Here is a 26,087-nt window from a genome sequence, read left to right on the forward strand (position 1 = left end):
CCCTCGGCGGCGGAGCCGGCGCCCGGGCGGCGGTACGTCAGCGGGCGTCGCGGGCGGAGGCTTTCAGGCGGTGCCGGGCGACCTTGCCGGTGGCCGTCCGGGGCAGCGCGTCGATGAACTCGACCTCTCGCGGGCACTTGTAGGCGGCGATCCGGCGGCGGACGAAGTCCTGCAGGGCCCGGGCGCCGTCCTCGTTCGAGGCCACCCGCGGCGTCGGCACGACGTACGCCTTGGCCGCCTGGCCGCGCATCGCGTCCGGTACCGGCACGACCAGGCAGTCGGCGACGCCCGGGTGCTCCAGCAGGGTCTCCTCGACCTCCGCCGCGGAGATGTTGTAGCCCGCCGAGACGATGATGTCGTCGCGCCGGCCCTCGACCCAGTAGTAGCCGTCGGGGTCGCGGCGGGCCAGGTCGCCGGTCAGGTTCCAGCCCCCCTGCACCTGCTCCGCCTGGCGCGGGTCGTCGAGGTAGCGGCATCCGCTGGGGCCCTTGACCGCCAGCCGGCCGACCTCCCCGTCGCCGAGCTGCTGCCCGTCCGGCCCGAGGATCACGGCCCGGTAGCCCCGGACCGGGCGGCCGACCGAGCCGGGCCGGGGCGCCCGGGTGCCCGTCGTCATGAACGCGTGCAGCATCTCGGTCGAGCCCAGGCAGTTGACCAGCTCGAGCCCGGTGGCCTGATGGAACTCCAGCCAGGTGGCCCGGGGGAGCGGCTCCGCCGAGGAGATCGCCACCCGCAGCGACGACAGCCGCTCGGTGGCGCCCGAGCGCAGCCAGGTGCGGTAGACCGTGGGGACGCTGAAGCACATGGTGGCGCCATGGCGCTCGATCGCGGCCACCAGCTCCTCGGGGCCGGCCCGCTCCAGGAGCACGACCGAGGCCCCGACGTAGACGGGGTAGCAGGCCAGGGCCAGCAGTCCGAAGGTGAAGGCGATCGGCGGGCTGCCGATGAATATGTCCCGGGGGGTGGGGTGGAGGGCCGCGCCGCTGAAGCAGCGGCAGACCGCCAGCACCTCGCGGTGGGTGTGCACCGCGGCCTTGGGCACGCCGGTCGACCCCGAGGTGAACGCGATCAGGCACGGGTCGTCCGCCGCGGTCTCGACGGCCTCGAACGCGGCCGGGTGGGCCCGCATCCGCCCGTCCAGGTTCTGCGGCAGCGGCCCGCCCCAGGTGAGGACGGTGCGAAGCGGCGAATCCCGCTGGGCGGCCCGCAGTTCGCCGGCCAGCCGGTGGTCGCAGAGGGCGAAGGCCACCCGTGCCCGCCGGGCCACCTCGGCCAGCTCGCGCGAGCGCAGTGAGGGAACGACGGTGACCGCCACGGCACCGGCCTTCACCACCGCGTACCAGCAGGCCAGCAGCATGGGGGAGTTGTAGCCGAGCAGCATGACCCGGTTGCCCGGCCGCACCCCGAGCTCCTCGACCAGCACATGGGCGATCCGGTCGATGCGTTCGCGCAGGTCCGCGAAGGTCCAGGTGGTGTCGGCGGTGATCAGGCAGGGAGCGGCGCCGCGCCCGGCCGCGCTCCAGCCGTCCAGGAGCTCGACGGCGCAGTTGAGCCGGTCGGGCAGCCGGAGGTCGGGCAGGTCGTAGACCAGCTCGGGCCACTGCTCGCGCGGCGGAAGGTGATCCTGGACGAAGTGGTCGACGTGAGCGCTGTACTCCGACATTACGACTCCTGCGTCCCGGCCCCGAACAGATCACTGCCGCCGATGATAACCAGGGCATGTCCGCGGCCAGGGGGACCGCCGAGGCTTGCGTGAACCGGAGGATACCCGCACCACGAAATGGTGGACGTCGAACCATGGTGATGTGTTTACTAATGTGGTCGGAGCGCTGCCGTGCAGCGCGACACCTCCGCCGAACGCCCGAAAGGGGCCCTGATGACCTCCCCTGCTCGCGAGCCCGTGGCGCCGCAGTCCTTCCCGATGCTCATCGGCGGCCGGCCCTGCCCGGCCGCGTCCGCCGCGACCTTCGACAGCACCGACTCGGCGACCCGCCTGCCCTGGGCGACCGTCCCCGACGGCGACGCCCGGGACGTCGACGCCGCCGTCGCGGCGGCCCGCGGCGCCCTGGACGGCGCCTGGGGCGCCACCACGGGCTTCGACCGGGCCCGCGTCCTGCGCCGCGTCGGCGACCTGCTGCTGCGCGACCTGGAGGAGCTGGCGCTCCTGGAGGCACGCGACAGCGGCCGGCTGCTGCGCGACGCCCGCGCGCAGGTCCGCTTCGTCGCGCAGTGGTTCCACTACTACGCGGGGATGGCCGACAAGCTGGCCGGCGAGGCCATCCCCACCGACCGGCCGGACATGCTCGTCTACACCCGGCACGAGCCGGTCGGGGTGGTCGGGGCGATCGTGCCGTGGAACGCGCCGCTGCTCCTGCTCTCCTGGAAGCTCGCCCCGGCGCTCGCCGCCGGCTGCACCATCGTGGTCAAGCCGTCCGACTACACCCCGGTCACCGCGATCGAGCTGGGCCACCGGCTGGCCGAGGCCGGGGTGCCGGACGGTGCGTACAACGTCGTCACCGGCTTCGGCCCCGCGGTGGGGCAGGCGTTGACCGCTCACCCGGGCGTCGACAAGATCGCCTTCACCGGGTCCACCACCACCGGCGTCGCCGTGGGCCGGGCGGCTCTCGGCAACCTGACCCGGCTGACCCTGGAGCTCGGCGGCAAGTCGGCCCAGGTCGTCTTCGACGATGCCGATGTCGAGGGCGCCGTCAACGGTGTCATCAACGGGATCTTCCTGGGCTCCGGGCAAACCTGCATGGCCGGCTCGCGGCTGATCGTCCATGAGAGCCTGCACGACGAGATCGTGCGCCAGGTCAGCGAGCGGGCCCGTGCCATCCGGCTCGGCTCCCCGACCGACGAGCAGACCCAGATGGGCCCGCTGGTCAACCAGGTCCAGCACGACCACGTGCTGTCCCACATCGAGGCGGCCCGGCAGGAGGGCGCCACCGTGGTCTGCGGCGGCGGTGCGCCCGCCGGCGTCGAGGGCCTCTTCGTCGAGCCCACGGTCCTGACGGGGGTCCGCCCCGGGATGCGGATCGCCCGTGAGGAGGTCTTCGGCCCGGTGCTCGCCGTCACGGCCTTCAAGGACGAGCAGGAGGCGGTGGCGCTGGCGAACGACACGCGGTTCGGCCTCGCGGCCGGCGTGTGGAGCCGGGACGTACACCGCGCGCTGCGGGTCGCCAACCAGGTCAGGGCCGGATCGGTCTGGGTCAACACCTACCGCGCCTTCTCGCCCGCGGTGCCGTTCGGCGGCTTCGGGCACAGCGGAATCGGCCGGGAGAACGGCATCGAGGGCATCAGGGCGTACACCGAGACCAAGGCGGTCTGGGTCGAGCTGAGCGGGAAGACCCGCGACCCGTTCTCGGTGCGCTGAGCCCGCGCGACGCGGGGACGCCTGAAAGCGGATCGCCCTTCGGATGTCCCGCCCGAGGCGGGTTCCGAAGGGCGATCCGCTTTCGTCCGCCCGGCCGCGTCTCAGGTGCCGCGCGGAACGAACGCCATCACCCGGGCCGGGCTGCCGCTGCCGCCGACCAGGCGCAGGGGGGCCACCACGACCATCGCGCCCCGGACCGGCAGCAGGTCGAGATTGGTCAGCGAGGTGACGCCGCACTTGCCGGCGCCGAGCATGTAGTGGTGCACCGGCGTGGGCGGGTCGAAGGCCGGCGAGGCGCCCGCGTCGGTGCCCACCGTCTCGACGCCGACCCCCACGATCCCGGTCTCCTGGGCCAGGTAGCGGGCGCAGTCCGCGGCGATGCCGGGAGTGCGCGGGCGGCCGGAGGCGTTGTTGAGGAACAGCGCCGGGTCGTGCACGCGGGCGTCCCAGCCGGTCCGCATCAGCAGCCAGCCGCCCTCGGGCAGCGCGCCGTGCTCCTTCTCGAACTCCCGCAGCTCGTCGAGGGTGAGCAGGTAGTCGGGGTCCGCGGCGGCCTGCTCCGCGCACTCGATGACGACCGCCGGCCCGACCAGCCGCCGCAGCGGCACGCTCGCCACGTCCTCGCGCCCCCGGCCGGTGTACCAGTGGACGGGGGCGTCCAGATGCGTGCCGACGTGCTCGCCGAGCTCCAGGTGGTTCCAGTACCAGCGGGCTCCGCGCTCGTCGTAGCGGGAGATCTCCCGGACGCGCAGTCCCTGGGTGTTGACGAAGGGCTCGGGCACGCGCATCACGGGTGTCCGCTCGGAGAGCGGCTGGGTGAGGTCGACGAGTTCGACCTCACCCGCCGCCAGCGCGCCGAGCAGTTCGTCCAGCAGAGGTTGGTTCATGTCTGACTCCGGTCCCTGTGTCCGCTGTCGCCGCCGACGGTGCTCACTGCGTGTAGAGCGAGGAGGTGTCGAGGGGCTTGTCGATGAACCCGTACCTGACCATGAGGTCGATCTCGGACTGGTAGGCCGCCTTGTTCAAGGTGGCGGGGTAGTCCGGGAGGGCGAACGTCTTGGCTGCCTGGGCCTTGACGCCGGTGTACTTCGGCAGGACGGCGCGTACTTCGTCGGGGTGGTCCGCCGCGTACGCGTTGGACTTCGCGATCGCCCGGGCGAAGGCCTTCACCACGTCGCCGTGCTCGGCGGCGTAGCGGCTGCCGGTGAAGTAGACGGAGTTGACGAACTCCGGCTGCTGGGCCGGGTCGAACGGGTAGGTGTGGTGCAAGACGCGGGCGCCGTCCGCGACCGCGGAGCTGACGAACGGCTCCACCGGGGCGATGGCGTCGACACGCTTCTGCTCCAGCGCGGTGGCCATCTCGGGGAACGGGAGGGTCAGGAACTTCAGCGTCGAGGAGTCGCCGCCGAGCCGGTCGACGGCTCCGCGCACCGCCAGCTCCAGGCCGGCCTTGAGCGCGTTGACCGCGATCGTCTTGCCGTTGAGGTCGGCCACCGACGTGATCGGGCTGTCCTCGCGGACCACGAGCACGGCGTCGCCGTAGGGCGTGGTCGCGGAGTCGGGGGCCGAGGTCGAGGCGGCGGTCATGACGATCTTGATCGGCAGCTGCTTGGCGGCGGCCACCGCGGTCGGCGCCAGCGCGCTGCTGGCGAACTCGGCCTGGCCGCTGACCACGGCAGCGGTGACCGCCGCCCCGTCCTGAACGACGGTGGGCTCCACATCCAGCCCCTCCTCGGCGAAGAAGCCCTTCTCGATGCCGAGGTACATGGGGGCTTTGGTCACCGTCGGGATGACCGCGATCCGGACCTTGGTCCGGCCGTCGGCCCTCTTCGCGTCCCCGCCGGCGGGGGAGGAGCCGCACGCGGCGGCGGTCAGTGTCAGGGCGGCCGCTCCCGCGAGGGCGGTGAGCCGTCTGAGCCACACCGGGTGTGCCGTGTGTGCCATGTCAGACCTCCAGTAGGTCGGTGCCGAGCAGAATGTCGCCGTCGAAGGTCCGGCTCACCAGCCGGATCCACTCGCTCTCGTCCACCAGGTCGTTGTCGGGGAGCACGTGGTTGAGCACCAGGGTCCGCACCCCGGCCTCGGTGGCGACCCGGCCGACGTCCTCGGGGGAGGTGTGGTCGTTGCGATAGTGGGCGAGTACGGCCTCGGGGGCGTTGGGGTGCGTCTGCCGCATCGCCTCGTAGTGCAGCACCTCGTGCACCAGGACGTCCGCTCCCCGGGCGAAGCCCGCGATGTCGTCCTCGCCGCCGCGGTCGCCGCTGAAGACGATGTCCCGGTCCGGAGTGCGGAACCGGTAGGCGACCGACGGCACCAGGCCGTGGTTGACCCGGATCGCGGTCACGGTCACCCGCTCGTCGCTGATCACCTGGACGGGCTCGTGCTCGATGCGGCCCTCCATCTCCAGCTCGTGGGCGCGCGGGACGGGGTCGAACGGCGGCCGGCCGGTCTCCTTCTCCCGCAGCCGGAAGTCGAACTCGTTGAGCCGGATGTAGTCGTCGAGCAGCCCTTCGAGACGGGGTGGCCCCCAGACGTGGACGGGGGCGCGGCGTCCGGCGAACCAGGTGTAGGCGAGGAAGTTGCCCAGGTCGCTGTTGTGGTCGAAGTGCTGGTGCGTGATGAAGATGTTGTCGATGTCGGTCAGCGAGAGCCCGGCCCGGACGAACTGGCGGGGCGCGCCCTCGCCGCAGTCCACCAGGTAGGCGACCCCGTCGACCAGGACCGCGTTGGCCGGCCCCGACCGGGTCGCGTTCTTGTGGATGGTGGGGCCGCCGCCGGTGCCGAGCAGGACGAGCCTGCTGCGTCGGGCGGGCCGGGAATCAGGAGCCTCGCGGCCCTCCGGCGTCGTGGACATGTGCTCTCTCCTGAGGCAGGGGGGCGTCGATGGCAAATATCTACACCTTGCTGAGGTGATGTGTAAAGCATCGTGTTCCGGTATCGCGCGGACCTCTGATCCGTGCCGGCGGCAGCCGCTCGCCGCCGGTCGGCGCGGCGGCTGCCGCGTACCCCGGGGCCGCCGCCAGGCCCGGGGCCCCGGGCGGGTGCCCGCACCGATGTGCCACAGCCCCCGCGCGGGGACCGGCGCGACCGGGGGCCGGGCAGCGGACGCCACACCAGGCACTGGTCCGGCTCCGTGGACCCGCCGTAGGGGTCGCCGCCGGCCAGGTCGGCGTGGCGCCGCTCCAGCACGGTGAGCGCGGGCCCGTCCGGGCCGGCAGCGCCGCGGCCACCAGGCCGCTGACCCCGCTCCCGACGGCCGGCGCGTCGGCGGCCGCGCTCATCGCCGCTCCCGGTCCGCGCCGCCCGGCGGGTGTCCGCAGCCGGAGGTGTCGAAGCCGCCCCCGAAGCGGGCGTCCGCCGACTCCGGCACGGTGCCGCCCGGGTCAAGGCAGCGGCAGGGCGTGCCCCGGGCGACGGTGTGCACGGCTCTCACCCGGCGACCGCCCGCGGTCTTGCCCCGCGCGGCGGCCGCGGGGACGCCGTCGCGGGCCGGCGCCAGGTGGGCGGGGCCGGGCCGGCGCCGGCCGAACGGCCCCGCCGGCTGCCCGGTGTGGCCGCCCTCCGCGTGAGCGCCTCCGGCGGGGCCGTCCTCGGCGCGGCGGTTCGCGGCGCGTCGCTGCCCGCGGCGGACTCGGACGGTTCCAGGCGTAGGCTGCCGCCTCCCCCGAGCCGGGCAAGCCGGCTTTTGGACCGGCCGGGACCGAACAGGTCGCGGTACACGGCGGCCACGGCGGGGCCGGCGGGACCGGCGGGGCCGGCGGACACCGTCTCGGGTCCGCGCACGAGCCGCATGCCGAAGGCGGCGACGCGGAAGGCGACACCGCGGTCGAGATCCGGGGTGGTCAGGCCGAGGTGGTGGGCGGTGGGGCGGCCGGGCCCGGGGCGGGGGCGGACCTCATCCATGCTCCTCCAACAGTGGACAGGTGAGCGGGCAGAGATGTTGTATGTCTGTCTCCCGGCCGGGTCGGCGGCAAGGCGGGAGCGAGAGATGCGCGGGCACATTCCTCGGATCCACCCAGTGATCCAGCTCAGCGACGAGGTGCGCCTTCTCGACCAGGTGCGCCTCGCGGTTTCCCACGGCGTCGACGGCGTCTTCCTGATCGACCACGACGCCGACGACGATCGCCTGGTCCGCTCCATCGAGGCGGTGAGCGCCGCCCATCCGGATCTGTTCCTGGGAGCGAGCGTCTTCCGCCGGGAGCCCGTCCAGGCGCTCGCGCTGCTCCATCGCGGGCTGCCGGACGGCATCTGCCTGCACGCCCTGTGGACGGACGACGCGGGCGCGGGCTTCGGTGACCCGGGGCAGGCCGCCGTGGCGTTCACGCGGATGCGGGAGCGCACCGGCTGGCACGGCCTGCACTTCGGCGGCGTGGCCTTCAAGTACCAGCAGCCGGTGCCCCTGGAGGAGCTGCCCGCCCTCGGCGCGGCGGCCCGCCGGATCGCCGACGTCGCCACCACCTCGGGCCCGGGTACGGGCCAGGCCGCCGACCTCGGCCGCCTGCACGCCCTGCGGCAGGGGCTCGGTGACCACCCGCTGGCCCTCGCCAGCGGGGTGACGCCCGGCAACGTCGCCGACTACGTCGGGCTGGTCGACCACATTCTCGTCTCCACCGGCATCGGCGACGGCCGCGGCGGCATCGACCTCGGCAAGCTGGCCGGCCTGCTTGAGCGCGTGCGGGGGTGAAAGCGGGGCCGGCCGGTGGCCTGTGCCGCCGTCCGCGCGGTCAGGGCCGGCGCAGCAACGTGTTCAGGTCCGGAGCCTTGTCGATCCAGCCGTACTGGAGCATGTAGTCGCCCAGCACCTTGTAGGTGGGCTCGTCCAGCGTGGTGATGTAACGGCCGATCGCCATCTTGGCGGCGATGTCCGGCTTGATCGCCGTGTAATCGGGGATGATGCGCCGGACCTCGTCGGGGTGCTGCTCCGCATACTCGTTGGCCTCGTTGACGGCCTCGACGAAGCGGTCGACCGTGGACGCGCGTTCCTTGGCGTAGGACCGCGTGGTGAAGTACGAGGAGAAGCTCGTGTCCGGGCCGACGAGCGCCCCCTGGGGGTTCTCGGAGATGACCTTGTCGCCGGCGGCGAGCGCGCTGCTGAGCAGGGGTTCGATCAGCCAGGCGGCGTCGATCCGGCCGGTGTCCAGCGCGGCCTGCATGTCCGGGTAGGGCAGGGCGATGAACTTCAGGTCCTTCTCGTTGCCGTGGGCGTTCTGCACGGTCGCGCGGGTGACCAGGTCGTTGATGCCCTGAAGGGCGTTGACGGCGACGGTCTTGCCGGCGAGGTCGGTGACGGAGTTGATCGGGCTGCCGCCCTTGACCACCAGGGCCTGACTGAGCGCCGGACCCTGGGAGATGGCGCCGGCCACCACGGTGATGGGCAGCCCCTTCGCCTGGCTCTGGATCTCGGGCACGGGTGCGGCGAAGCCGAACTGGTACTCGCCGCTCATGACGGCGGCCGTGGCGGCGGCGCCGGACTGGACCTCCTTGAGTTCCAGCTTCAGGCCGTGCTTTTCGAAGATGCCCTTCTTCTGGGCCAGGTAGAGCGGGGCGACATCGATCGTCGGAATGACACCGACGTTGACGGTGGTGACTCCGCCGTCCGTGGAAGCGGCGGTCTCCTGGCCACTGCCGCATGCGGTGAGGGCGAGTAGCGGCAAGAGCGCGGCGACAGTCAACTTGCGCATGGTGACTCCTGATGAGCAAGTGCGCGGTGATGGAACTCGGCGCGAGACAAATTACGCATCACCGAGGAGAGGTGTCAACGGTTTGTCGGGCCTGCCCGCTTCCCCCTTGACGGTGACTCCGGCTCGCTCTTAGGTTCAAAACCCAACATGCCACCGAGGTGATGCGTGCGCAGTGGAGGGGGGTGCTCATGGCCAGGCCCGTGCCGACGGACACCGGCAGGAAGACCGGGACCTTCTCCGCCGCCTGCGCCTGCGCCTGCGGCAGCGGACTCGCGGTCACCCGGCTGCCCGAGCACCGGCCGGGCAGCCGGGACGACGGCCTCCCGCGGACCCGGACCGCGGACGAGGCCGGCGTGGACCTCATGCTGCCGATCGCCCGCCGGCCCGGCCGCGGAGGCGACACCGACTTCCACGGGGGCGTGCCCGAACCCATCACCTGGGCGGCCGGGATCCTGGCGCCCACCACCCGCGTCTCGGCCTCCGCCACCCTCCACACCGCCTTCGGCCACCCGCTGGTGACGGCCAGCCAGGCGGCCCTCGCGCGCACGGCCCACGGACCCGCGGGAGTGTGCGAGAAGAAGACGATCGCCGCCCCCACGGCGCGGCTGCGGACGGCAGCCGCCGCGGCGAGCCGGACAGCCGCGGCGCTGACCGCCGCCCGCACACCGAACCGGAAGGCCGGCTGATGCCCGAACCCGGCTGGCGGCAGGAGGGCGACGAGCCCGACTACCGCTTCTCCCTGGCCAACGAGCGCACCTTCCTGGCCTGGATCCGCACGGCGCTGGCCCTTGTGGTCGGTGCGATCGCGATCCACCAGCTGGCCCCGGAACTGGCCCCGGAGCGGATCCGGGTCGCCCTCAGCGTCCTGCTGGCGCTGGGCGGCGCGCTCCTGGGCTGCTCCGCCTACCGGCGCTGGGAACGGAACGAACGGGCGATGCGCCACGCGGCGCCGCTGCCACACACGCGGCTCCTGCTCATCGTCACCTTCGGCACCGCCGCAGCCGCCGCGGTCGTCTGCGCCCTCGTGGGGATCCCCCGGTGACGGGTGGCCACGGCCCCGGCTTCGGTCCGCCGCGCGATCCCGGCGTGCAGCCCGAGCGAACGCTGCTCGCCTGGAGCCGCACCGTACTGGTGCTGGCGGCGGACGCCGCCCTGGTCGTCCGGACCGGCCTCACTCGCGGCCAGCCGGCGATCACCGTGCTCGGCCTGCTGATCGCGGCCCTTGCCGCCGCTCTGCAACTGCACGCTGCCGCCCGCCGCCGGGCCTTGGCAGTCCGCGCCGACTCACCCCCGGCCGCGCACTCGCTCCTCGCCGTCTCGGCCGCGGTTGCCGCGTGTGGAGCCGCCACCATCTGGTGTCTCCTGCTTCAGGTGTGAACCGGAAAGGGGATCCTGGCTCCCCGTTATGTTTTTCGCGGTCCTGCAAGAGGGCCGCTGGCCTCCGGGCCCGGCATGACTGTGTCCCCCTGTCGATCGGATGACCTGGGGGGTGGTGTCACCGGGCCCGGGAGGTGCCGTCGGAGACGCTGATCAGAGGTCCGGCCACCGTCCGGTCCGGCGCAATGCCGGGCAGCTCGCGGGCGGCAGGTCTGCATAACGTGGATGCGCGCGTACGACACCGAAGCCGAGGCCGGCACCGTCAACACCTTGGAAGGGTGCGATGTTCGACACCGAAGACGCGGGCGTGTTCCTCGGCCTGGACGTCGGCAAGAGTGCCCATCACGGCCACGGACTCACCCCGGCCGGCAAGAAGGTCTTCGACAAGCAGCTGCCCAACAGCGAACCGAAGCTGCGGGCCGTCTTCGACAAGCTGGCCGCGAAGTTCGGCACCGTGCTGGTGATCGTGGACCAGCCCGCCTCCATCGGCGCCCTGCCGCTCACCGTGGCCCGGGACGCGGGCTGCCAGGTCGCCTACCTGCCCGGACTGGCGATGCGCCGGATCGCCGACCTCTACCCGGGCGAGGCCAAGACCGACGCCAAGGACGCCGCCGTGATCGCGGACGCGGCCCGCACCATGCCGCACACTCTGCGCTCGCTCGAACTCACCGACGAGATCACCGCCGAGCTGACCGTGCTTGTCGGCTTCGACCAGGACCTCGCCGCTGAGGCCACCCGCACCAGCAACCGGATACGCGGCCTGCTCACCCAGTTCCACCCCAGCCTGGAACGCGTCCTGGGCCCCCGCCTCGACCACCAGGCCGTCACCTGGCTGCTCGAACGCCACGGCTCCCCGGCCGCCCTGCGCAAAGCCGGCCGCCGCAGACTCGTCGAGGCCATCCGGCCCAAGGCCCCGCGCATGGCCAAGCGGCTGATCGACGACGTCTTCGACGCCCTCGACGAGCAGACCGTCGTCGTCCCGGGCACCGGCACCCTCGACATCGTGATCCCCACCCTGGCCCGCTCGCTGGGAGCCGTCCACGAACAGCGCCGGGCCCTGGAAACCCAGATCAACGCCCTGCTGGAGGCGCACCCTCTTTCCCCGGTCCTGACGTCGATGCCCGGCGTCGGCGTCAGGACCGCCGCCGTCCTGCTGGTCACCGTCGGCGACGGCACCGGCTTCCCCACCGCCGCCCACCTCGCCTCCTACGCCGGCCTCGCCCCGGCCACGAGATCCTCGGGGACCTCGATCCACGGCGAGCACGCACCCCGAGGCGGAAACCGTCAGCTCAAGCGGGCCATGTTCCTCTCCGCCTTCGCCTGCATGAACGCCGATCCCGCCTCCCGCACCTACTACGACCGCCAGCGAGCCCGCGGCAAAACCCACACCCAGGCCCTTCTCCGGCTCGCCCGCCAACGCATCAGCGTCCTGTTCGCCATGCTCCGCGACGGCACCTTCTACGAACCCCGCGTCCCCAGGGACGTCGAACTCGCCGCATGACCCCGGCAAGCCAAACCATCCCAAACCAAACCTAGGCGCCTTGACGAAAGACATAGAGGCACCCCCCCTTCAAGAGCTCGCCCAGGCGGAAGCCGAGACGCCGGCACCAGAGCAGGTACGGGGTGTGTGTGCCCGGCCGCGCAAGCCCCGTCGGCGCCTGCGCGGCCGGTACGGGCGCCTGGTGGAGATCGGCCGGCCACTGCTCCTGCCGCCAGTGCGCGCCGCCGACCTGCGAACCCACGCCAAGCACCGCGCCGCTGCGCTGCCCTGGTCACCTCAGCCACAGGAAGGGTGTGCGGTGCCAACGATCCCGGGTTCCCGCCTTGTCGCCGCCGAGGAGGGACCGTGGAAGTGCAGCGCGGGCGGCCGCGACGACACCGGCCGGACGGTCGCCCCGCGGCATCTGGCGAGCGGCGAGTGGACGCGATCCGGCCCGACCCCACCACCCGCGCCGTGGCCGACGACCACCACGGACGCCTGGCGCCCGCCACTACGCGAACGAGCCGGTGCGCCTGAGCACCACCGCCGGGTCCAACGGCAGCGAGTGGACCGTGCCGCTGGTAGCCCCGTCACCACCCGGACCGCCGCCTGACCACGGCAGGTCAGGAGCCGGTGATGCGGCCGAAGCCGCTCAGCGGCGGCGTCCGTTTCGGACCCGGACTCCTCGGGTCAGACGGACGGCTCCGGGCGAGTGGTGATGATGGCGGTGCGCAGGGCCTCCACGGCCCGGGTACGGGCTCCGGCGAGTTCGGGCTCGCAGACCTGGGCCGCGGCGACCGGGACGCTGCGGGGCAGTTCGGCGAAGTGCGCGCGGATCGCCTCGGCGATGCCCGGCTCGGCGCCCCAGGCGCCTCCCAGGACAATCAGCCGGGGGTCGGCCAGGGCGACCGCAGCCGCCAGTACGCCGCCCACCGCGCGGGCCAGCGCGCCGCGGGTCCGCCGCGCCGTCGCCGAGTCGCCGAGAGCGGCCGCGCGCAGGGCGTCGACGTCGATGGCGGTGGACTTGGCGCGACGCAGGCCGAGTTCGGCGAAGACCTCGATGAGCGGCAGCGCCGCGCCCCGGGGCCCCGCGGTGTAGAGGTGGGCGATCTCGCCGGCCAGTCCGTGGTGCCCGCGGCGGACTTCCGCGTCGGTGACCACCGCGCAGCCCAGTCCCTCGCCGAGGTGGACGTAGACGAAGTCGTCGACGCCGAGGGCGCATCCGGTGGCGCGTTCGGCGCGGGCGGCCCAGTTGATGTCGTTGTCGACCAGCACCGTCCCCTCCACCGCGCCGGCCAGCACCGCCGCCGGGTCCAGATCCCCGACCAGGAAGGGGGCGTCCGGCAGGTGCACCAGGCGTCCGGTGATCCGGTCGACCGGATCGGCCGCGCTGACCACGGCCGTACGCAGTGGGCCGCGCACCCGGGGCCGGACCAGCCCGACCGCTTCGGTCAGGGCCTGTGCGGTCGCGTGCGGGCCCGGCGTGCGGCCCAGGCCGGCCTCGGCGCGGGCGGTGGCGGTGCCGAAGGCGTCGACCGTCTCCACGACGACGCCTTCGGGGCTGATGCTCGCCACCAGGGCCGCCCCGGTGTCCGCGGCCAGCGAGTAGTAGGTGCCGACCCGGCCGCGGCCGGTGGTGCGCTCGCCCGTGTCGGCGAGCAGGCCTGCCTCGCTCAGCCGCCGCACGCTGTCGGAGACCGTCGGTTTGGAGATCCCGGTCCGGGCGGCGATCTCCGCGCGGGTCAGGCGTCCTTCCTCCATCAGCGCGCGCAGCACGTTCTCGTCGGTCAGCGCGCGCAGCATTTCGAGTGAGGGCTTGGCCAGTGACATGCCGGGGATTTTAGTCAGGACTCTTGCCCAAACGTGGGCGGACGGTTAGGTTGCCATCTAGTTAGGAGTCTTGACCAAAGGAGTCGAGCCATGACGCTGGCAACCGAGACGCGGCAGGCCGCTCTCCCCGCCCTGCCGCACTGGGAGACCACCCCCGACGACCTGGCCGCCGCCATCCGCGAGATCAAGCCCGCGCTGCGCGCCCGCATCGCGTCCTCCGGACGCACCGTCGAGGAGGTCTTCGCCGCCGTCGAGGAGCGCGTCCGCGCCCGCCTGGCCGAGATCCGGGCGGACAAGGAGCGCGGCGAGAGCGTGTGGCCGGTCATCGACTACGCGGACATCGCGAACGGCACCGTCACCCCGGAGCAGCTCGACAAGCTCCGCCGCCGCGGCTGCCTCGTCGTCCGCGGCCACTTCGAGCGCGCCCAGGCCCTCGGCTGGGACGCCTCGATCGTGGACTACGTCGAGCGCAACGCGTTCTTCGAGAACTACAGAGGCCCCGGCGACGACTTCTTCGGCAGCGTCGGCTCCAAGCCGGAGATCTACCCCGTCTACTGGTCGCCGGCCCAGATGGAGGCCCGCCAGAGCGACCGGATGGCCAACGTCCAGTCCTTCCTCAACTCTCTGTGGAAGCACGAGTCCGAGGGCGTGCAGTGGTTCGACCCGGACCGCGACGCGCTGTACCCCGACCGCATCCGCCGCCGCCCCCCGGGCGCCGACTCCAACGGGCTCGGCACCCACCTCGACCCCGGCACCCTCGACCTGTGGATGACGCGGGCCTACCAGCAGGCCTTCCGGCACCTGTTCGACGGCAGCGTCGAGGAGTACGACCCCTGGGACGCCGCCCACCGCACGGCCGGCCCCCAGTACCCCGGCTCCACCATGTGCTCGGCGTTCCGCACCTTCCAGGGCTGGACCGCCCTGTCCGACATGGACCACGACCAAGGCGTCCTGCACACCGTCCCGATCCCCGAGGCCATGGCCTACCTCATGCTGCGGCCGCTGCTCCCGGACGTCCCGGACGACGACATGTGCGGGGTGACCACCAACCAGGTCTTCCCCGCCAACGACAAGTGGCACCCGCTCCTCATGGAGGCCCTCACCGGCATCCCCGACGTCAAGGCGGGCGACTCCGTCTGGTGGCACTGTGACATGATCCACAGCGTCGCGCCGGTCACCGACCAGAAGGGCTGGGGCAACGTCATGTACATCCCCGCCGCCCCCTGGTGCCCCCGCAACGAGGCGTACTCGGCGAAGGTCCGCGAGGCGTTCCTGACCGGCTCCAGCCCCAGTGACTTCCCCGAGGAACACTACGAGCGCGACTGGAGCGACCGCTTCGGCGTCGACCGGCTCAACGAGACGGGCCGACGCGGCCTGGGCCTCGACGGCTGACGGACCCGCCGCCGGGCACCGGGCCGGTGCCGCGACCCCTCGGCCGGCGCGACCCGGTGTGCCTCCACATGACACGGACGGACGCCGCCCGGCCCTCCGCAGTCCGGCCCTCCGCCCCGGTCCTCCGCCCCGGCCCGCCCGCCGTCCGGTCCTTCCCGGACGGCGGACGGACCGGGCGCCCTCCGGGCCCGGTCCCGCTCAAGCGCCCCGGCCGGCCGATCGACCACACCCCCGGCTCCCCGCGTCCGGAAGCCGGGCCCCAGTTCCCTTCCGAACCGAGCGCCGCCCTCCACCATGCGCGCACCCGCTGCGGCGCTCTTTGTCCTTGCTCCTCGCTCCTCACCCGAGGCAGACGGCAACGACACACATCACCACAGGAGTCCGTAGGTGACGAGCACAGCACAACAACCTGCCGCCGTGGGCCTCGCGGCCCGGCCGAACCGGCTGCGTCACGTCGTCTTCGTCGCGGCGTCCGCCGCCATGGGCGGCTTCCTCTTCGGCTACGACAGCGCCGTGATCAACGGCGCCGTCGAGGGCATCAGGGGACGGTTCGGCGTCGGCGCCGCCACGCTCGGAGCCGTCATCGCCATCGCCCTGCTCGGCGCGGCGGCCGGCGCCATGCTCGCGGGACGGCTCGCCGACCGCGTCGGCCGCCTCCGGGTGATGCAGTTGGCCGCCCTGCTCTTCCTGGCCAGCAGTATCGGCTCGATGCTGCCGTTCACCGCGTGGGACCTGTCCTTCTGGCGCATCGTGGGCGGCGTGGCCATCGGCATGGCCTCCGTGATCGGCCCCACGTACATCGCCGAGGTCGCGCCCACCGAGTACCGCGGCCGGCTCGTCTCCTTCCAGCAGGCCGCCGTCGTGCTGGGCATCGCCGTCTCCCAGTTGGTCAACTGGATGGTGCTCTCCCTCGCCGACGGGGACCAGCGCGGCAGCCTGCTCGGCCTGGAGGCGTGGCAGGTCATGCTCGGCATCGCGGCCGTTCCCGCCCTGGTCTATGGTCTGCTGGCGTTGCGCATCCCGGAGTCGCCGCGCCACCTGATCTCAGCCGGCAGGACCGGCGAGGCCAGGGAGGTGCTGCGCACCCTCGAAGGCGCGCACGTCGATCTCGACGCCCGGGTGACCGAGATCGAGCACGCCGCGCGCAGCGACAAGGCACCGCGGTTCAAGGACCTCCGCGGCCGTTTCGGCCTGCTGCCGATCGTCTGGGTCGGTGTCGGCCTGTCGGTCTTCCAGCAGTTCGTCGGCATCAACGTGATCTTCTACTACAGCTCCTCGCTGTGGCAGTCGGTGGGCGTCGACCCGTCGAGCTCGTTCTTCTACTCGTTCACCACCTCGGTCATCAACATCGTGGGCACGGCGATCGCGATGGTGCTCATCGACCGGGTCGGCCGCAAGCCGCTGGCCGCGACCGGTTCCGCCGGTATGGCGGTCTCCCTCGCGACCGTCGCCTGGGCCTTCTCCTACAAGACCGGAACGGGTGACGACATCTCGCTGCCCGACACCCAGGCCGCCGTCGCGCTGGTCGCCGCCCACACCTTCGTCCTCTTCTTCGCCATGTCGCTGGGCGTGGCGGCCTGGGTGCTGCTGGGCGAGATGTTCCCCAGCCGCATCCGCGCGGCCGCGCTCGGCGTCGCCGCCTGCGCGCAGTGGGTCGCCAACTGGCTGGTCACCGCGACGTTCCCGAGCATGGCGGAGTGGAACCTGTCCGGTTCGTACGTGATCTACGCGGTCTTCGCCACGCTGGCGGTCCCGTTCATCCTCAAGTGGGTGCCGGAGACCAAGGGCAGGACGTTGGAGGAGATGGGCTGAGCCCAGGCCCTCCCGCCCGGCTGCCCCGCCCGGCGGAGAACGGCCAAGCCCGTCCACGGATGCCCGCGCAGTCCCGCCTCGAGCAGGCCGACGACCGTCGGCCTGCTGCTCGGGCGGGGGCCGTGGTGCGGCCGAAGGCAGGTGCACAGGGCGCTTAAGAGCACCCTCCCCACCAGAGGCTTCACGTGCTTGTTCACCCGTCGGGCGTCGACGGCACAGCTCTGTCTGGCTTTGTTCACGGGAACCGACAGCACATGTTCGCCACTTCAGGCGGTGAGTCCGAAAGTGTTCGAAGGGTGTACCGATGAGATTCGGCCGCGAGGCACTTCGCTGGTGATGACGCACTTCGGTCACGACTTGGGGAAGCGGATAGGCATGTCGTGTACCTGCGGTAGACGCTGTGCCGATGGCGAGACGATCACAGGTCCGGACGGGTACGCCGGGCGGTTGCCTTCTCAACGGATGCCTGACCGTTCTGGGACTGCTGCTCGTGGCCGTCGTCGGCGTGTGTATCTGGCTGGAGACCCAGCCGGCGCGTGATGAGGCCCAGGCGCGCGAGAACCTGCGGGAGAACGTCGAAGTGCTCCGCGACCGGCTGGGCGAGGCAGCGGCCGACGGCAGCCTTCCCGATACGGAGATCGTCCACATCTTCCCTCCCTCGAAGCCCGCCAAGGGCTTCGTCGGCGTGAGGCGGCAGGGCGAGGCGGTCACCGTGGTCGCGGAAGTGCTCGGTCAGGGGCCGCCACGGGCCTTTGTCTTCGTGTATGAGCGGCTTGTGACAGGCTGTTACGCCTTCGAAGTGCCGCCCCCGGCCTCCGGGGCGCCGCAGCCCGCCATCCGGGAACTACCGCAGGAGGCGTGCGCGGCGGGCGCGGCCACCCTCCCGGACCCGACCGTCGGGATCAACAGTCACATGAATCGAAGTGCTCCTTCAGAGAGGGAGACCGGCTCACCTCCGCACAGAGTCTGTTCGAATCCAGGGATCACTCCAGTGCCTTCCGAAGCGGTGAACATGTGCTGTCGGTTCTCGTGAACAAAGCCATTGCCCACAGCCCTGAGGGAGCGCGTCCTTGCCGTGCTCCCTCACTTGAGGGCCAACCCTCATGCCGGCGACCGCTGAACGGGGGAGAGGCGCTGGAGGCTGGAGGCGATCACTGGCCCTCTGGCCACTGCGCCAACGCGCTGTCCGTCTCCTCGTCGATGAGGGTGATCTGCGCGCCGGGCCGGTCGCCGTGCCGCCCTGCACAGGCGGAGAACTTCCCGCGTGCCACGGTCTCGCTTTTCCCTCAGCCTTGCAGCATCGGCCGGCCGTCGGTAGCCAGGGTGAGGCGGTGGCGGCCAGAGTTCATGCGAGCCGGACCCCGCGGGGCTGTCCGGGGCGGATGCTGCGCAGGGTCTGCCCCGGCTTCGCGCCCTGGAGGCATGCCTTGTGCTGCTCCTCCAGGAGGTTGGGGCAGCGATCGATCTGGCGGAGCAGCGGGAGACGGAGCGGCAGCGAGGCATCCAGAACCGGCCGGTGGCCGACCCGGCCTGCCGCCCGGGTCGGCGGCGGAGCCCGAGTTGTGGACGGGGTTTCGTCTTGTCCGTTGTCGACCAGCCACCGCGGGATCGGGGCCCACGGCTTCCAAGAGCCACCGGGGTGGTGGTGTCTCTGGGCCCGGGGTTCCTCAGCCGGTGTCGGGCCGGTGCTCGGTGATCCAGCGGGCGGCCAGGAGCCCGGACGCGGCGGTGAGGACCGCGGCGGCGATGACGGTGGCGTTCAGGCCGAGGGTGTCGGCGAGGACGCCGGCGATGAGGGCGCCGCTGGCGTAGCCGATGTCGCGCCAGAAGCGATAGGTGCCGAGAGCGTTGGCACGCCAGGTGGGGTGGGCGTGGTCGGAGACGGAGGCGATGAGGGCGGGGTAGACCATGGCGGTGCCGATGCCGAGGGCGACGGCGGAGAGGACACCGGCGAGAAGAGGCCACTGGAGCAGGATGAGGGCGATGCCGAGGCCGGCGGCCTGGACGAGCATGCCGGTGACGATGAGGGGTTTGCGGCCGATGCGGTCGGCGAGGTGTCCGGTGGGGATCTGGCCGAGGCCCCACAGGATGGGGTAGAGGCCCTTGATGAGGCCGACGGCGGCCAGGCCGAGGCCGTGGTGGGTGAAGAGGAGGGGGAAGACGCCCCAGGTGAGGCCGTCGTTGAGGTTGTTGACGAGGCCGGCCTGGCTGGCGCCGCGCAGGGAGCGGTCGCGCCAGGAGGTGCGGGCGAAGGTGGCGGCGAGGCCGGGCTTCTCGCCGGCAGGCGCGGGTTTGGGGTGCTGTGCGAGTTCGAGGGCGACGTGGGCGGCGGTGTCGCGGACGGTGAGGGACAGGGCGAGTCCGGCGGCGACGAAGACGGCGCCGAGGAGTTCCGGGACGGGGCGCAGGCCGTAGCCGGTGGCGAGGTAGCCGGTGAGCAGGGCGGTGGCGCCGACGGCGGTGTATCCGGCGGCTTCGTTGAGCCCGGTGGCGAGTCCGCGGCGGGTTGGGCCCACGAGGTCGATCTTCATGTTGACGGTCATCGACCAGGCCAGTCCCTGGTTGAGGCCGAGGAGGACGTTCGCGGCGACGATCCAGCCCCAGGAAGGCGCCCAGGCGAGCATGAAGGGGACCGGGACGCCGATCAGCCAGCCTGTGAGGAGGAGCCGGCGGCGGCGGAAGCGTGCTGTCAGGGCTCCGGCGGCGAGGTTGGTCAGGGCCTTGGTGGCGCCGAAGGCGATGATGAAGGAGAAGACCGCCAGGTTGCTGGTCAGGCCGAAGACGTCGGTGCCGATGAGTGGCACGGTGGTGCGTTCCAGGCCCACCAGGCCGCCGACGGCCATGTTGACGACGACGAGGAGGGTGAACTGGAGCCAGTTCTCCCGGAGCCCGAGGCGCACGGCGGGTCCGGCGGGCCGTTTCGTCGCGGTGGTCGTGGTCGTGGGCGTGGTCGTGGTCATGCGTCGGTGTCCTTGCACGGTGCGGGTGCGGTGGCAGGGGAAGGTTCCGGCCGGCCTGCTGTGAGGGTCGGGCGGAAGGGAGCTGGCGGGGGAGCCGCCGGAGGGGTCAGACGAAGGCGTTGGCGAGCATGCGGGCGGCGACCGCGAGAAGTACGTGGGCGAAGATCCGCCGCAGTTGTGTGGCGAGCCGTTGCGCGTGGCGTTTGCCGTCCCGGGCGCCGGGGATCGCGGCTGCGGCGAACGGTGCGATGACGGCCCGGTCCAGGTCCGCGGCGGTTCCGGCGCGGGCGGCGAGTGAGTTGACGGTGATGACCAGGAGACTGGTGCCCAGAGCCGGGAGGTTCAGCACCCCGGGCCAGGGCGGGGACGGCGAGGAAGCCGCCTTTCACGGCCAGCAGCCCGGTCATCGTGCCGAGCGCTGCGCCGGCGGTGCCCGCCCCCGCGGGACGCACCTCGCCGATGGCCTGGGCGCGTGCGGGCCGCGGCATGCCCACGGCGGCGACAAAGGCGACGGCCGCGAAGGAGGCGGTCAGCGCGGCCTGGGGCAGGCGCCCGGCGGCCGCCCCGGTGAGCGTCGCGGTGGCCACGCCCCGCCGCCGTGAACCAGCAGGCCGGTTCTCCGGGCCACGTCGCCGTCGCGGGCGTGACCGGTGAGCGCGGTCACGGAGGGCACAGTGACGATGACCGGGCTGGCCGTGACCGCGTCTGCCGGACTCAGGCCGAGCAGGCGGGTCAGGGCGGGCCCCGCCAGGACGCTGCCCCCCGCCGCCGAGTCCGCCGGGGGCGGGCCCGACGACGGCTCGGGTGGCGAGCGCGAGGACCAGGGCGGTCACGCCACCGAGCCGTTGTTGCCGCGGGCGTCGACGACCGGGTGCCCGGCGGCGGCCCACGCCCGCATTCCGCCTTTGACGTCGACCGCGTTCAGACCGCGCCCGGACAGCAGTGCGGCGGCCTTCTGCGAGCGGTTGCCGCTGCGGCAGATCACCACCAGCGGCCGGCCCTGGGCGGCCTGCGGCAGGGCAGCCCCCGCGACCAGGCCGGACAGAGGCGCGTGCACGGTGGCGGGCGCGCGTCCGGCGTTCCACTCGCTCTTCTCGCGTACGTCCAGCAGGACGGACGGAGCGTTTGTGCCCTGGGTGCGTCGGCGGGCCTCCTCCACGGTGACGCGTCGGGTGTTTCGGGAGAACAGGGGCATTGCAAGGCCTTTCGAAGAAGTGGTCGCGCGGGGTTGTGGGGCCGGTCGTGGGGTGGCCGGGGCCCGGGTTCGGTGTCGAGGGACGGACCAGCGGAGCCGGTGAGGACTCAGCCGGTGGCGAGGGGCAGTCCGGCGGTGGTGGCGGAGTCGGATCCGTCGTCGACGGCCACCACGTCACGGCCCGCGGCGTCCAGCAGTGAGGCGGCTGTCCCGGCGCGCATACCGCCGGCGCAGTGCACCCACACGGTGCCCGCCGGAACCTCGCCGAGCCGCTTGTGCAGCTCGTGGACCGGGATGTGGACGGAGCCCTCGATGCGCCCGGCGGCGCGCTCGGAGTCGCGGCGTACGTCCAGGACGACGATCCCGTCGGCGCCCTGCTCGGCCAGGCCCGCGAAGGTGGAACGGGGGAAGGACGCCAGCCGGGCGCCGTCGGCGACCCACTCCCGGGGAGCGCCGGTCGCGGCGGCCGCGGGCCGGTCGATACCGACCCGGACCAGCTCGCGCTGGGCGGCGGCCGGCTGCTCCGCGGACTCGGCGAGCAGGGTGACCGGTTTGCCCCACGGGATCATCCAGGCGAGATAGGTGGCGATCTTGCCGTCCGCCTCGAAGTCCTTCGTGTGATGACGTGTGAGCGTGCGGTTCCCCCTCTGTGCGCGGTGTCAGGAGCGCATGCTCAGTCGGTGGGTGTTCTCCGGCGTCGTTTCGTCGGTGTCTTCCGGCCGGTGCTTGCGCGCCAGCGTCCGGCCCACGGCCGCGGTCGCTGCGAGGCCGGCACCGATCCAGGTCCAGGGGCTGGTCCACACTGCGGCGGGGAGTTGCTGGCTGAGGACGAAGACGCCCATGACGACGACGAACCAGCCGAACGTCTTGCGCAGGGTGTCCTGGGGGATGCGTCCGGCGAAGCGGCTGCCGACCAGGCTGCCGACGACCGCCGCAGCGGTCACCATCAACGCCAGGCTCCAGTCGATCTGGACGCCGGCCAGGTGACCGGCGAGCCCGGAGAACGACTTCATCGCGATGACCAGCAGCGAAGTGCCGACCGCGACACTCATGGGCAGTCCGCCGAGCAGAGCCAGGGCGGGGACGACCAGGAAGCCGCCGCCGGAGCCGACCAGCCCGGTGACCGCGCCCACCACCAAGCCCTCGGCCACTACGAGCTTCACCGGCATCTCGGTGTGGGCGGCCTTGTGCCCGCCCTTCCTGCGGCCGGCGCCCTTGCGGAGCATGGCCACGGCGGTGGCCAGCATCATGAGGGCGAACGCGATCAGCAGGACGGTGCCGGGGACGTACTCGGCGAGGCGTCCGCCGCCGTAGGCGCCGGCCATGCTGACCGCGCCGAAGACCAGCCCGGTGCGCCAGCGGACCCGGTGGGCGCGGGCGTGTGGGATCAGGCCGACCAGGCTGGTCACGCCGACCACGAACAGCGAGGTGGCGATGGCCTCCTTGCTGTCCTGCCCGGCCAGGTAGACGAGGATCGGCACGGTCAGGATCGATCCTCCGCCGCCCAGGATGCCCAGGCTGATGCCGATCAGGACGGAGGCGGCGAGGACGAGGGTGATCACGACCGGTCCCGCAGGGAGGTGACGACGGTGCGGATGTCGGTGCGCGGGCCGCGGTTGTAGGGAAGCTTGGAGAGCATCATGCCCATGGCGCAGGTGTTGCTGAGGGCGGCGAAGGCCAGTCCGGCGCCGATCGCGGTGCCGATCAGGTGCACGCCGGGGACGAAGAAGCCCACGACACCGCTGACGAGGACGACCGAGCCGGCGATGAGGCGGACCTGGCGTTCCAGTTCCCAGCGCCGCGGGCCGCGGTTGACCGGGGCGCCGGAAGCCTCCCAGGCCATCATGCCGCCGTCGAGGACCCGCAGGTCGGGCAGGCCCGCGCCGGCGAGGGCCTCCTCGGCCTGCGTGGCGCGGGCGCCGGAGCGACAGACCAGCACCACGTTCTCGTCGAGGTGCCGCCCCAGCTCCATGCGGTGCTCGCGCAGGGTGTCCAGCGGCACGTTGTAGGCGCCGGGGATGTGACTGGTCTGGAACTCGCCCGGGGTGCGCACGTCCAGCAGGCGGGGGGCCTGGCCGGTCTTGATCAGGTGCTGGAGAGCGGCGGGGGTGAAAGCGGTGGCGTTGGCGGTCATGAAAACTCCATGGGTGATGCGGACCCGTACCAGGCACGGGCGGAGAACGGGGGAGACGCGGGGGAGGGGCCGGTGCGCCCGCACCGGGGGCGGTCAGGGCAGAAGTCGCCTGCCGCGGGCGCACCGGCAGCTCGTTACGCCTCGCCGGGTCAGACGGCGGCGGGCGTGTTCAGCAGGGCCCAGGCGGCCCAGCCGCCGAGCACGTCGGAGACGTCGTCGAAGCCCTGCCGGCGCAGCAGGCTGGCGGCGATGGAGGAGCGGTGACCGCCGGCACAGTGCAGGACCAGCGGCTTGTCGCGCGGGATCTCGTCCAGACGGCGGGGGAGTTCGCCGAGCGCGATGTGCAGGGCGCCCTCGATGAACCCGTTCTCGCCGCGCTCGCCGCAGTTGCGGACGTCGATCACGACCGGCGGGTTGTCGCCCTCCAGTTCGGCACGCAGCCGGGCTGCGGTCAGGCGGCTGGCCGGGGTGACCTCGTCGGCCACCGTCTCCAGCGCCTCGTCGGGGGAGGCCAGGCAGCCGGCCACCCGGTCGAAGCCGATCCGGGCGAGGCGGGTGACGATCTCCTCCTCACGGTCCTCCGGGACGACGGCCAGCAGCTCCGCCCCGGGCGGCAGGACGGTGCCGGCCTGCTCGGCGAACCGGCCGTCGGCAGGGACGTTGACCGCTCCGCGCAGGTGGCCGGCGGCGAACTCCTGCGGGTCACGGGCGTCGACCACCACGGCGCCCGCCGCGCGCCGGGCCAGGAAGTCCTTCACGCCCAGCGCCTGCGGCGGGCCCGCAGGGTCGAACAGCTTCCGCTCCCGGCGGTTCAGGTCCGCGTCATAGGCGAAATAGCCCGGCGCGGCCGACTGCCCGGCGGTCACGATGGCAACGAAGTCCTTCTCGCTCATCGGCGCGCATGCGTAGTTGGTGGCGCGCTGCTCACCGATCGTCGACTGCCGCTCGGTGGAGAGGTTCTTGCCGCAGGAGGAGCCGGCACCGTGAGCGGGGAAGACGCGCACCTCGTCGGGCAGGCTCATCAGCTTGTTCTGCACGCTGTCGTGGAGCATCGCGCCGAGCTCTTCGGCGGTCACGCCCACCGAGGCCAGCAGGTCGGGGCGGCCGACGTCACCGATGAAGAGGGCGTCACCGGTGAGGACACCGTACGGGACGGTGTCCTCGGCGCGCTCGTAGACGAGCACGCTGATCGACTCCGGGGTGTGCCCGGGAGTCTCCATGATCTTCAGCGTGACGTCACCGAGGCTGATCGTGTCGCCCTCGGCCAGCTTGCGGATCGCGTACTCGGTCTCCGCGCGGCGCCCGTAGCCGATCCACGCGCCGGTGCGGGCGGCCATCTCCAGGTGACCGGCGACGAAGTCCGCGTGGAAGTGGGTGTTGATGACGCCGACCACGGTGAAGCCGCGAGCCTCGGCGTCCTTCAGGTACTCGGACACGTCCCGGCGGGGGTCGACGACCACCGCGTGGCCGGTGGACTCGTCGGCGATCATGTACGACGCCTGGGAGAGGCACTCGAGGTAGTACTGCGAGAAGAACACGGAAACCTCCGTCACGAGAAGGGGGCCTATACCCCCGGGGGTATTATTTCGGCCATGAGGTGCCCCCCTGGGAAGAGCGGGAGCAGGCGGCGGGGGAGAGCGGGGCGACGGCGCTGGAGCCGAGTGTCGACGACGGGCCGTGACGTCAGGCCGGGCCTGAGGGCCGTCCGGTCGTGTTGATTGCTGCGACCGGATGCCTCCATACCCCCTGGGGTATCACGTCATTGACCGTAAAGGGTCGCCGGTCGGGCTGTCAAATACCCCGGGGGGTATCTCTTGGGGTGCTTGGCGGGGAGGCGGGCCGCCGGCTCGCCCCCGCCCGCCCCATCGGCGCGTGCGGGACCTTGCGGCGCCCCGGCGCAAAGGCGTCAGCGCTGAGGGCGGACGGTGCCGCTCCCTCGCGCGCGGCGATCGCGTCGGCCGCCCGGGTGCGAGGCGAGTCCGCGTTTATACCCCCCGGGGTATTATGATGGGGAAGTAGAGGAGGATTCCCATGCAGGTGGACGACGAATCGACGCAGCCCGTGCTGAACCGCTTGCGGCGGGCACAGGGGCAGTTGGCTGCCGTGATTGCGATGGTCGAGGCCGGCCGCGACTGCAAGGATGTGGTGACGCAACTCGCGGCGGTCTCCCGGGCGCTGGACAGGGCCGGATTCAAGATCGTGGCGAGCGGAATGCGGCAGTGCCTTGCCGGGGACTCCGACGCCCCTCCGATGTCGCAGGAAGAACTGGAGAAGCTGTTCCTCGCCCTCGCCTGATTCCCGTTCCGCTCCCGCTCGGGCGCTGGACGGGCCGCGGCCTTGCCGTGCTCGGACTCGCGCCGGGTGAGGAGGTCACCGAGGCCCCATTCCTCGCCCTGACCGATGAGAAGGGCCGGCTGATCTGGATATCCACCGCCCGGCCCGGCCGCACCCACGACAACACCGCCGCCCGCCGCCAGGATCACGTCCTGGCCCACCTGCGCGCCGTCGGCCTCGGGGCCCCGGCGGACCCCGGCTTCCGCGGCCTCGACAACGACGTACTCGACCCTGTGAGCGTCACCGGCTTCCACGCCAGCCGCACCCACAAGCTCACCCCCGGCCAGAAGACCGCCAACCGCGTCCTCGCCGTCGGACGCGCCCCCGGCGAACACGGCTTCGCCCACCTCAAGAACCGGCGGACCCTCACCAAGCTCCGCACCGACCCCGCCCGCGCCACGCACCTCCTGCGCGCCCTGCTCGTCCTGACGAACCTCGAAGTCAACCGCTGAGACAGCGTCCGGCCCCGTCCTGTATCCAGCCTGCGTGGAGTGGGACGTTGGAGGGCCCGCGCCGCTC

The 26,087-nt window shown here is 72.5% G+C and carries 22 protein-coding genes and 2 pseudogenes; 11 read left to right on the plus strand and 13 right to left on the minus strand.

Annotated features, from left to right (window positions below; all coding sequences use genetic code 11):
• Positions 1–37 precede the first annotated feature (37 nt).
• Positions 38–1,663 (minus strand): AMP-binding protein, encoded by a 1,626-nt coding sequence (locus VM636_RS29975; RefSeq protein ID WP_338486244.1) that lies wholly within the window; start codon positions 1,661–1,663, stop codon positions 38–40.
• Positions 1,664–1,876: 213 nt separating this feature from the next.
• Between VM636_RS29975 and VM636_RS29980 the strand changes: the two genes are divergently transcribed.
• Positions 1,877–3,373: an aldehyde dehydrogenase gene (locus tag VM636_RS29980; RefSeq protein WP_030422226.1), complete on the plus strand. Its 1,497-nt coding sequence runs from the start codon at positions 1,877–1,879 to the stop codon at positions 3,371–3,373.
• Between the two features lie 101 nt (positions 3,374–3,474).
• Here VM636_RS29980 and VM636_RS29985 read toward each other — a convergent pair whose 3' ends face one another.
• From VM636_RS29985 to VM636_RS29995, 3 genes are read right to left on the minus strand one after another with little or no spacing between them, the layout of a single operon-like run.
• Positions 3,475–4,260: a cyclase family protein gene (locus tag VM636_RS29985; RefSeq protein WP_030422227.1), complete on the minus strand. Its 786-nt coding sequence runs from the start codon at positions 4,258–4,260 to the stop codon at positions 3,475–3,477.
• Between the two features lie 43 nt (positions 4,261–4,303).
• A complete protein-coding gene (locus VM636_RS29990) occupies positions 4,304–5,317 on the minus strand; it encodes an ABC transporter substrate-binding protein (RefSeq protein ID WP_051821497.1) in 1,014 nt (337 codons plus the stop codon).
• Position 5,318: 1 nt separating this feature from the next.
• Positions 5,319–6,227: an MBL fold metallo-hydrolase gene (locus VM636_RS29995; RefSeq protein WP_051821498.1), complete on the minus strand. Its 909-nt coding sequence runs from the start codon at positions 6,225–6,227 to the stop codon at positions 5,319–5,321.
• Positions 6,228–7,391: 1,164 nt separating this feature from the next.
• On the opposite strand from VM636_RS29995, the gene VM636_RS30000 reads away from it, so the two are divergent.
• Positions 7,392–8,057, plus strand: coding sequence for a hypothetical protein (locus VM636_RS30000; RefSeq protein ID WP_338486247.1), 666 nt, complete (start codon positions 7,392–7,394; stop codon positions 8,055–8,057).
• 40 nt (positions 8,058–8,097) lie between these two features.
• Here the strand turns inward: VM636_RS30000 and VM636_RS30005 are convergent, their stop codons facing one another.
• A complete protein-coding gene (locus tag VM636_RS30005) occupies positions 8,098–9,054 on the minus strand; it encodes an ABC transporter substrate-binding protein (RefSeq protein ID WP_030422232.1) in 957 nt (318 codons plus the stop codon).
• 188 nt (positions 9,055–9,242) lie between these two features.
• Here VM636_RS30005 and VM636_RS30010 point away from each other — a divergent pair, with 188 nt between their 5' ends.
• From VM636_RS30010 to VM636_RS30025, 4 genes are all read left to right on the plus strand, one after another.
• Positions 9,243–9,740 (plus strand): LLM class flavin-dependent oxidoreductase, encoded by a 498-nt coding sequence (locus VM636_RS30010; protein ID WP_053914780.1) that lies wholly within the window; start codon positions 9,243–9,245, stop codon positions 9,738–9,740.
• Complete coding sequence (locus VM636_RS30015) at positions 9,740–10,096, plus strand: DUF202 domain-containing protein (protein ID WP_030422234.1); 357 nt, start codon at positions 9,740–9,742, stop codon at positions 10,094–10,096. Before VM636_RS30010 ends, VM636_RS30015 begins: the two co-directional genes overlap by 1 nt.
• Positions 10,097–10,140: 44 nt before the next feature.
• On the plus strand, positions 10,141–10,431 hold the full coding sequence (locus VM636_RS30020) for a DUF202 domain-containing protein (protein WP_234340506.1): 291 nt from the start codon (positions 10,141–10,143) through the stop codon (positions 10,429–10,431).
• 283 nt (positions 10,432–10,714) lie between these two features.
• Entirely contained in the window at positions 10,715–11,932 is a 1,218-nt protein-coding gene (locus VM636_RS30025; RefSeq protein ID WP_338483161.1) for an IS110 family transposase, read from the plus strand.
• 669 nt (positions 11,933–12,601) lie between these two features.
• On the opposite strand, the gene VM636_RS30030 is transcribed toward VM636_RS30025, so the two are convergent.
• Positions 12,602–13,741 carry an ROK family transcriptional regulator gene (locus tag VM636_RS30030; RefSeq protein WP_030422236.1) on the minus strand — a complete coding sequence of 380 codons (1,140 nt, stop codon included), beginning with the start codon at positions 13,739–13,741 and terminating at the stop codon, positions 12,602–12,604.
• A gap of 90 nt (positions 13,742–13,831) precedes the next feature.
• Between VM636_RS30030 and VM636_RS30035 the strand changes: the two genes are divergently transcribed.
• The 3 genes from VM636_RS30035 (at position 13,832) to VM636_RS30045 (ending at position 17,978) form a co-directional block, all read left to right on the plus strand.
• Complete coding sequence (locus VM636_RS30035; protein ID WP_030422237.1) at positions 13,832–15,133, plus strand: DUF1479 domain-containing protein; 1,302 nt, start codon at positions 13,832–13,834, stop codon at positions 15,131–15,133.
• Between the two features lie 387 nt (positions 15,134–15,520).
• On the plus strand, positions 15,521–16,945 hold the full coding sequence (locus VM636_RS30040; protein ID WP_053914772.1) for a sugar porter family MFS transporter: 1,425 nt from the start codon (positions 15,521–15,523) through the stop codon (positions 16,943–16,945).
• A 490-nt stretch (positions 16,946–17,435) separates the two neighbouring features.
• Positions 17,436–17,978, plus strand: coding sequence for a hypothetical protein (locus VM636_RS30045; protein ID WP_159042156.1), 543 nt, complete (start codon positions 17,436–17,438; stop codon positions 17,976–17,978).
• Between the two features lie 634 nt (positions 17,979–18,612).
• Here VM636_RS30045 and VM636_RS30050 read toward each other — a convergent pair.
• The 7 genes and pseudogenes from VM636_RS30050 to VM636_RS30080 form a co-directional block, all read right to left on the minus strand.
• Positions 18,613–19,905 (minus strand): MFS transporter, encoded by a 1,293-nt coding sequence (locus VM636_RS30050; RefSeq protein ID WP_030422240.1) that lies wholly within the window; start codon positions 19,903–19,905, stop codon positions 18,613–18,615.
• A 106-nt stretch (positions 19,906–20,011) separates the two neighbouring features.
• Positions 20,012–20,738: pseudogene (locus VM636_RS30055) on the minus strand (TSUP family transporter).
• On the minus strand, positions 20,735–21,100 hold the full coding sequence (locus VM636_RS30060) for a rhodanese-like domain-containing protein (RefSeq protein WP_030422241.1): 366 nt from the start codon (positions 21,098–21,100) through the stop codon (positions 20,735–20,737). Before VM636_RS30060 ends, VM636_RS30055 begins: the two are co-directional and overlap by 4 nt.
• Before the next feature lie 107 nt (positions 21,101–21,207).
• A pseudogene (locus VM636_RS30065) lies at positions 21,208–21,708 on the minus strand (rhodanese-like domain-containing protein); the annotation flags it as partial.
• 51 nt (positions 21,709–21,759) lie between these two features.
• Positions 21,760–22,662 (minus strand): sulfite exporter TauE/SafE family protein, encoded by a 903-nt coding sequence (locus VM636_RS30070; RefSeq protein WP_053914771.1) that lies wholly within the window; start codon positions 22,660–22,662, stop codon positions 21,760–21,762.
• Entirely contained in the window at positions 22,659–23,234 is a 576-nt protein-coding gene (locus tag VM636_RS30075) for a rhodanese-like domain-containing protein (protein WP_030422244.1), read from the minus strand. The genes VM636_RS30070 and VM636_RS30075 overlap by 4 nt, the downstream gene beginning before the upstream one ends.
• 149 nt (positions 23,235–23,383) lie before the next feature.
• On the minus strand, positions 23,384–24,772 hold the full coding sequence (locus tag VM636_RS30080; RefSeq protein WP_053914770.1) for an MBL fold metallo-hydrolase: 1,389 nt from the start codon (positions 24,770–24,772) through the stop codon (positions 23,384–23,386).
• 493 nt (positions 24,773–25,265) lie between these two features.
• On the opposite strand from VM636_RS30080, the gene VM636_RS30085 reads away from it, so the two are divergent.
• Both VM636_RS30085 and VM636_RS30090 read left to right on the plus strand, forming a co-directional pair.
• On the plus strand, positions 25,266–25,529 hold the full coding sequence (locus VM636_RS30085) for a metal-sensitive transcriptional regulator (protein ID WP_030422246.1): 264 nt from the start codon (positions 25,266–25,268) through the stop codon (positions 25,527–25,529).
• Positions 25,530–25,576: 47 nt separating this feature from the next.
• The gene (locus VM636_RS30090) at positions 25,577–26,020 is read left to right on the plus strand and encodes a transposase family protein (RefSeq protein WP_078962855.1); all 444 of its coding nucleotides are present in this window, start codon (positions 25,577–25,579) and stop codon (positions 26,018–26,020) included.
• The last annotated feature ends 67 nt before the right edge of the window (positions 26,021–26,087 follow it).

Origin of the sequence: Streptomyces sp. SCSIO 75703, assembly GCF_036607905.1 — a bacterium.
In the GTDB taxonomy this organism is placed as follows: domain Bacteria; phylum Actinomycetota; class Actinomycetes; order Streptomycetales; family Streptomycetaceae; genus Streptomyces.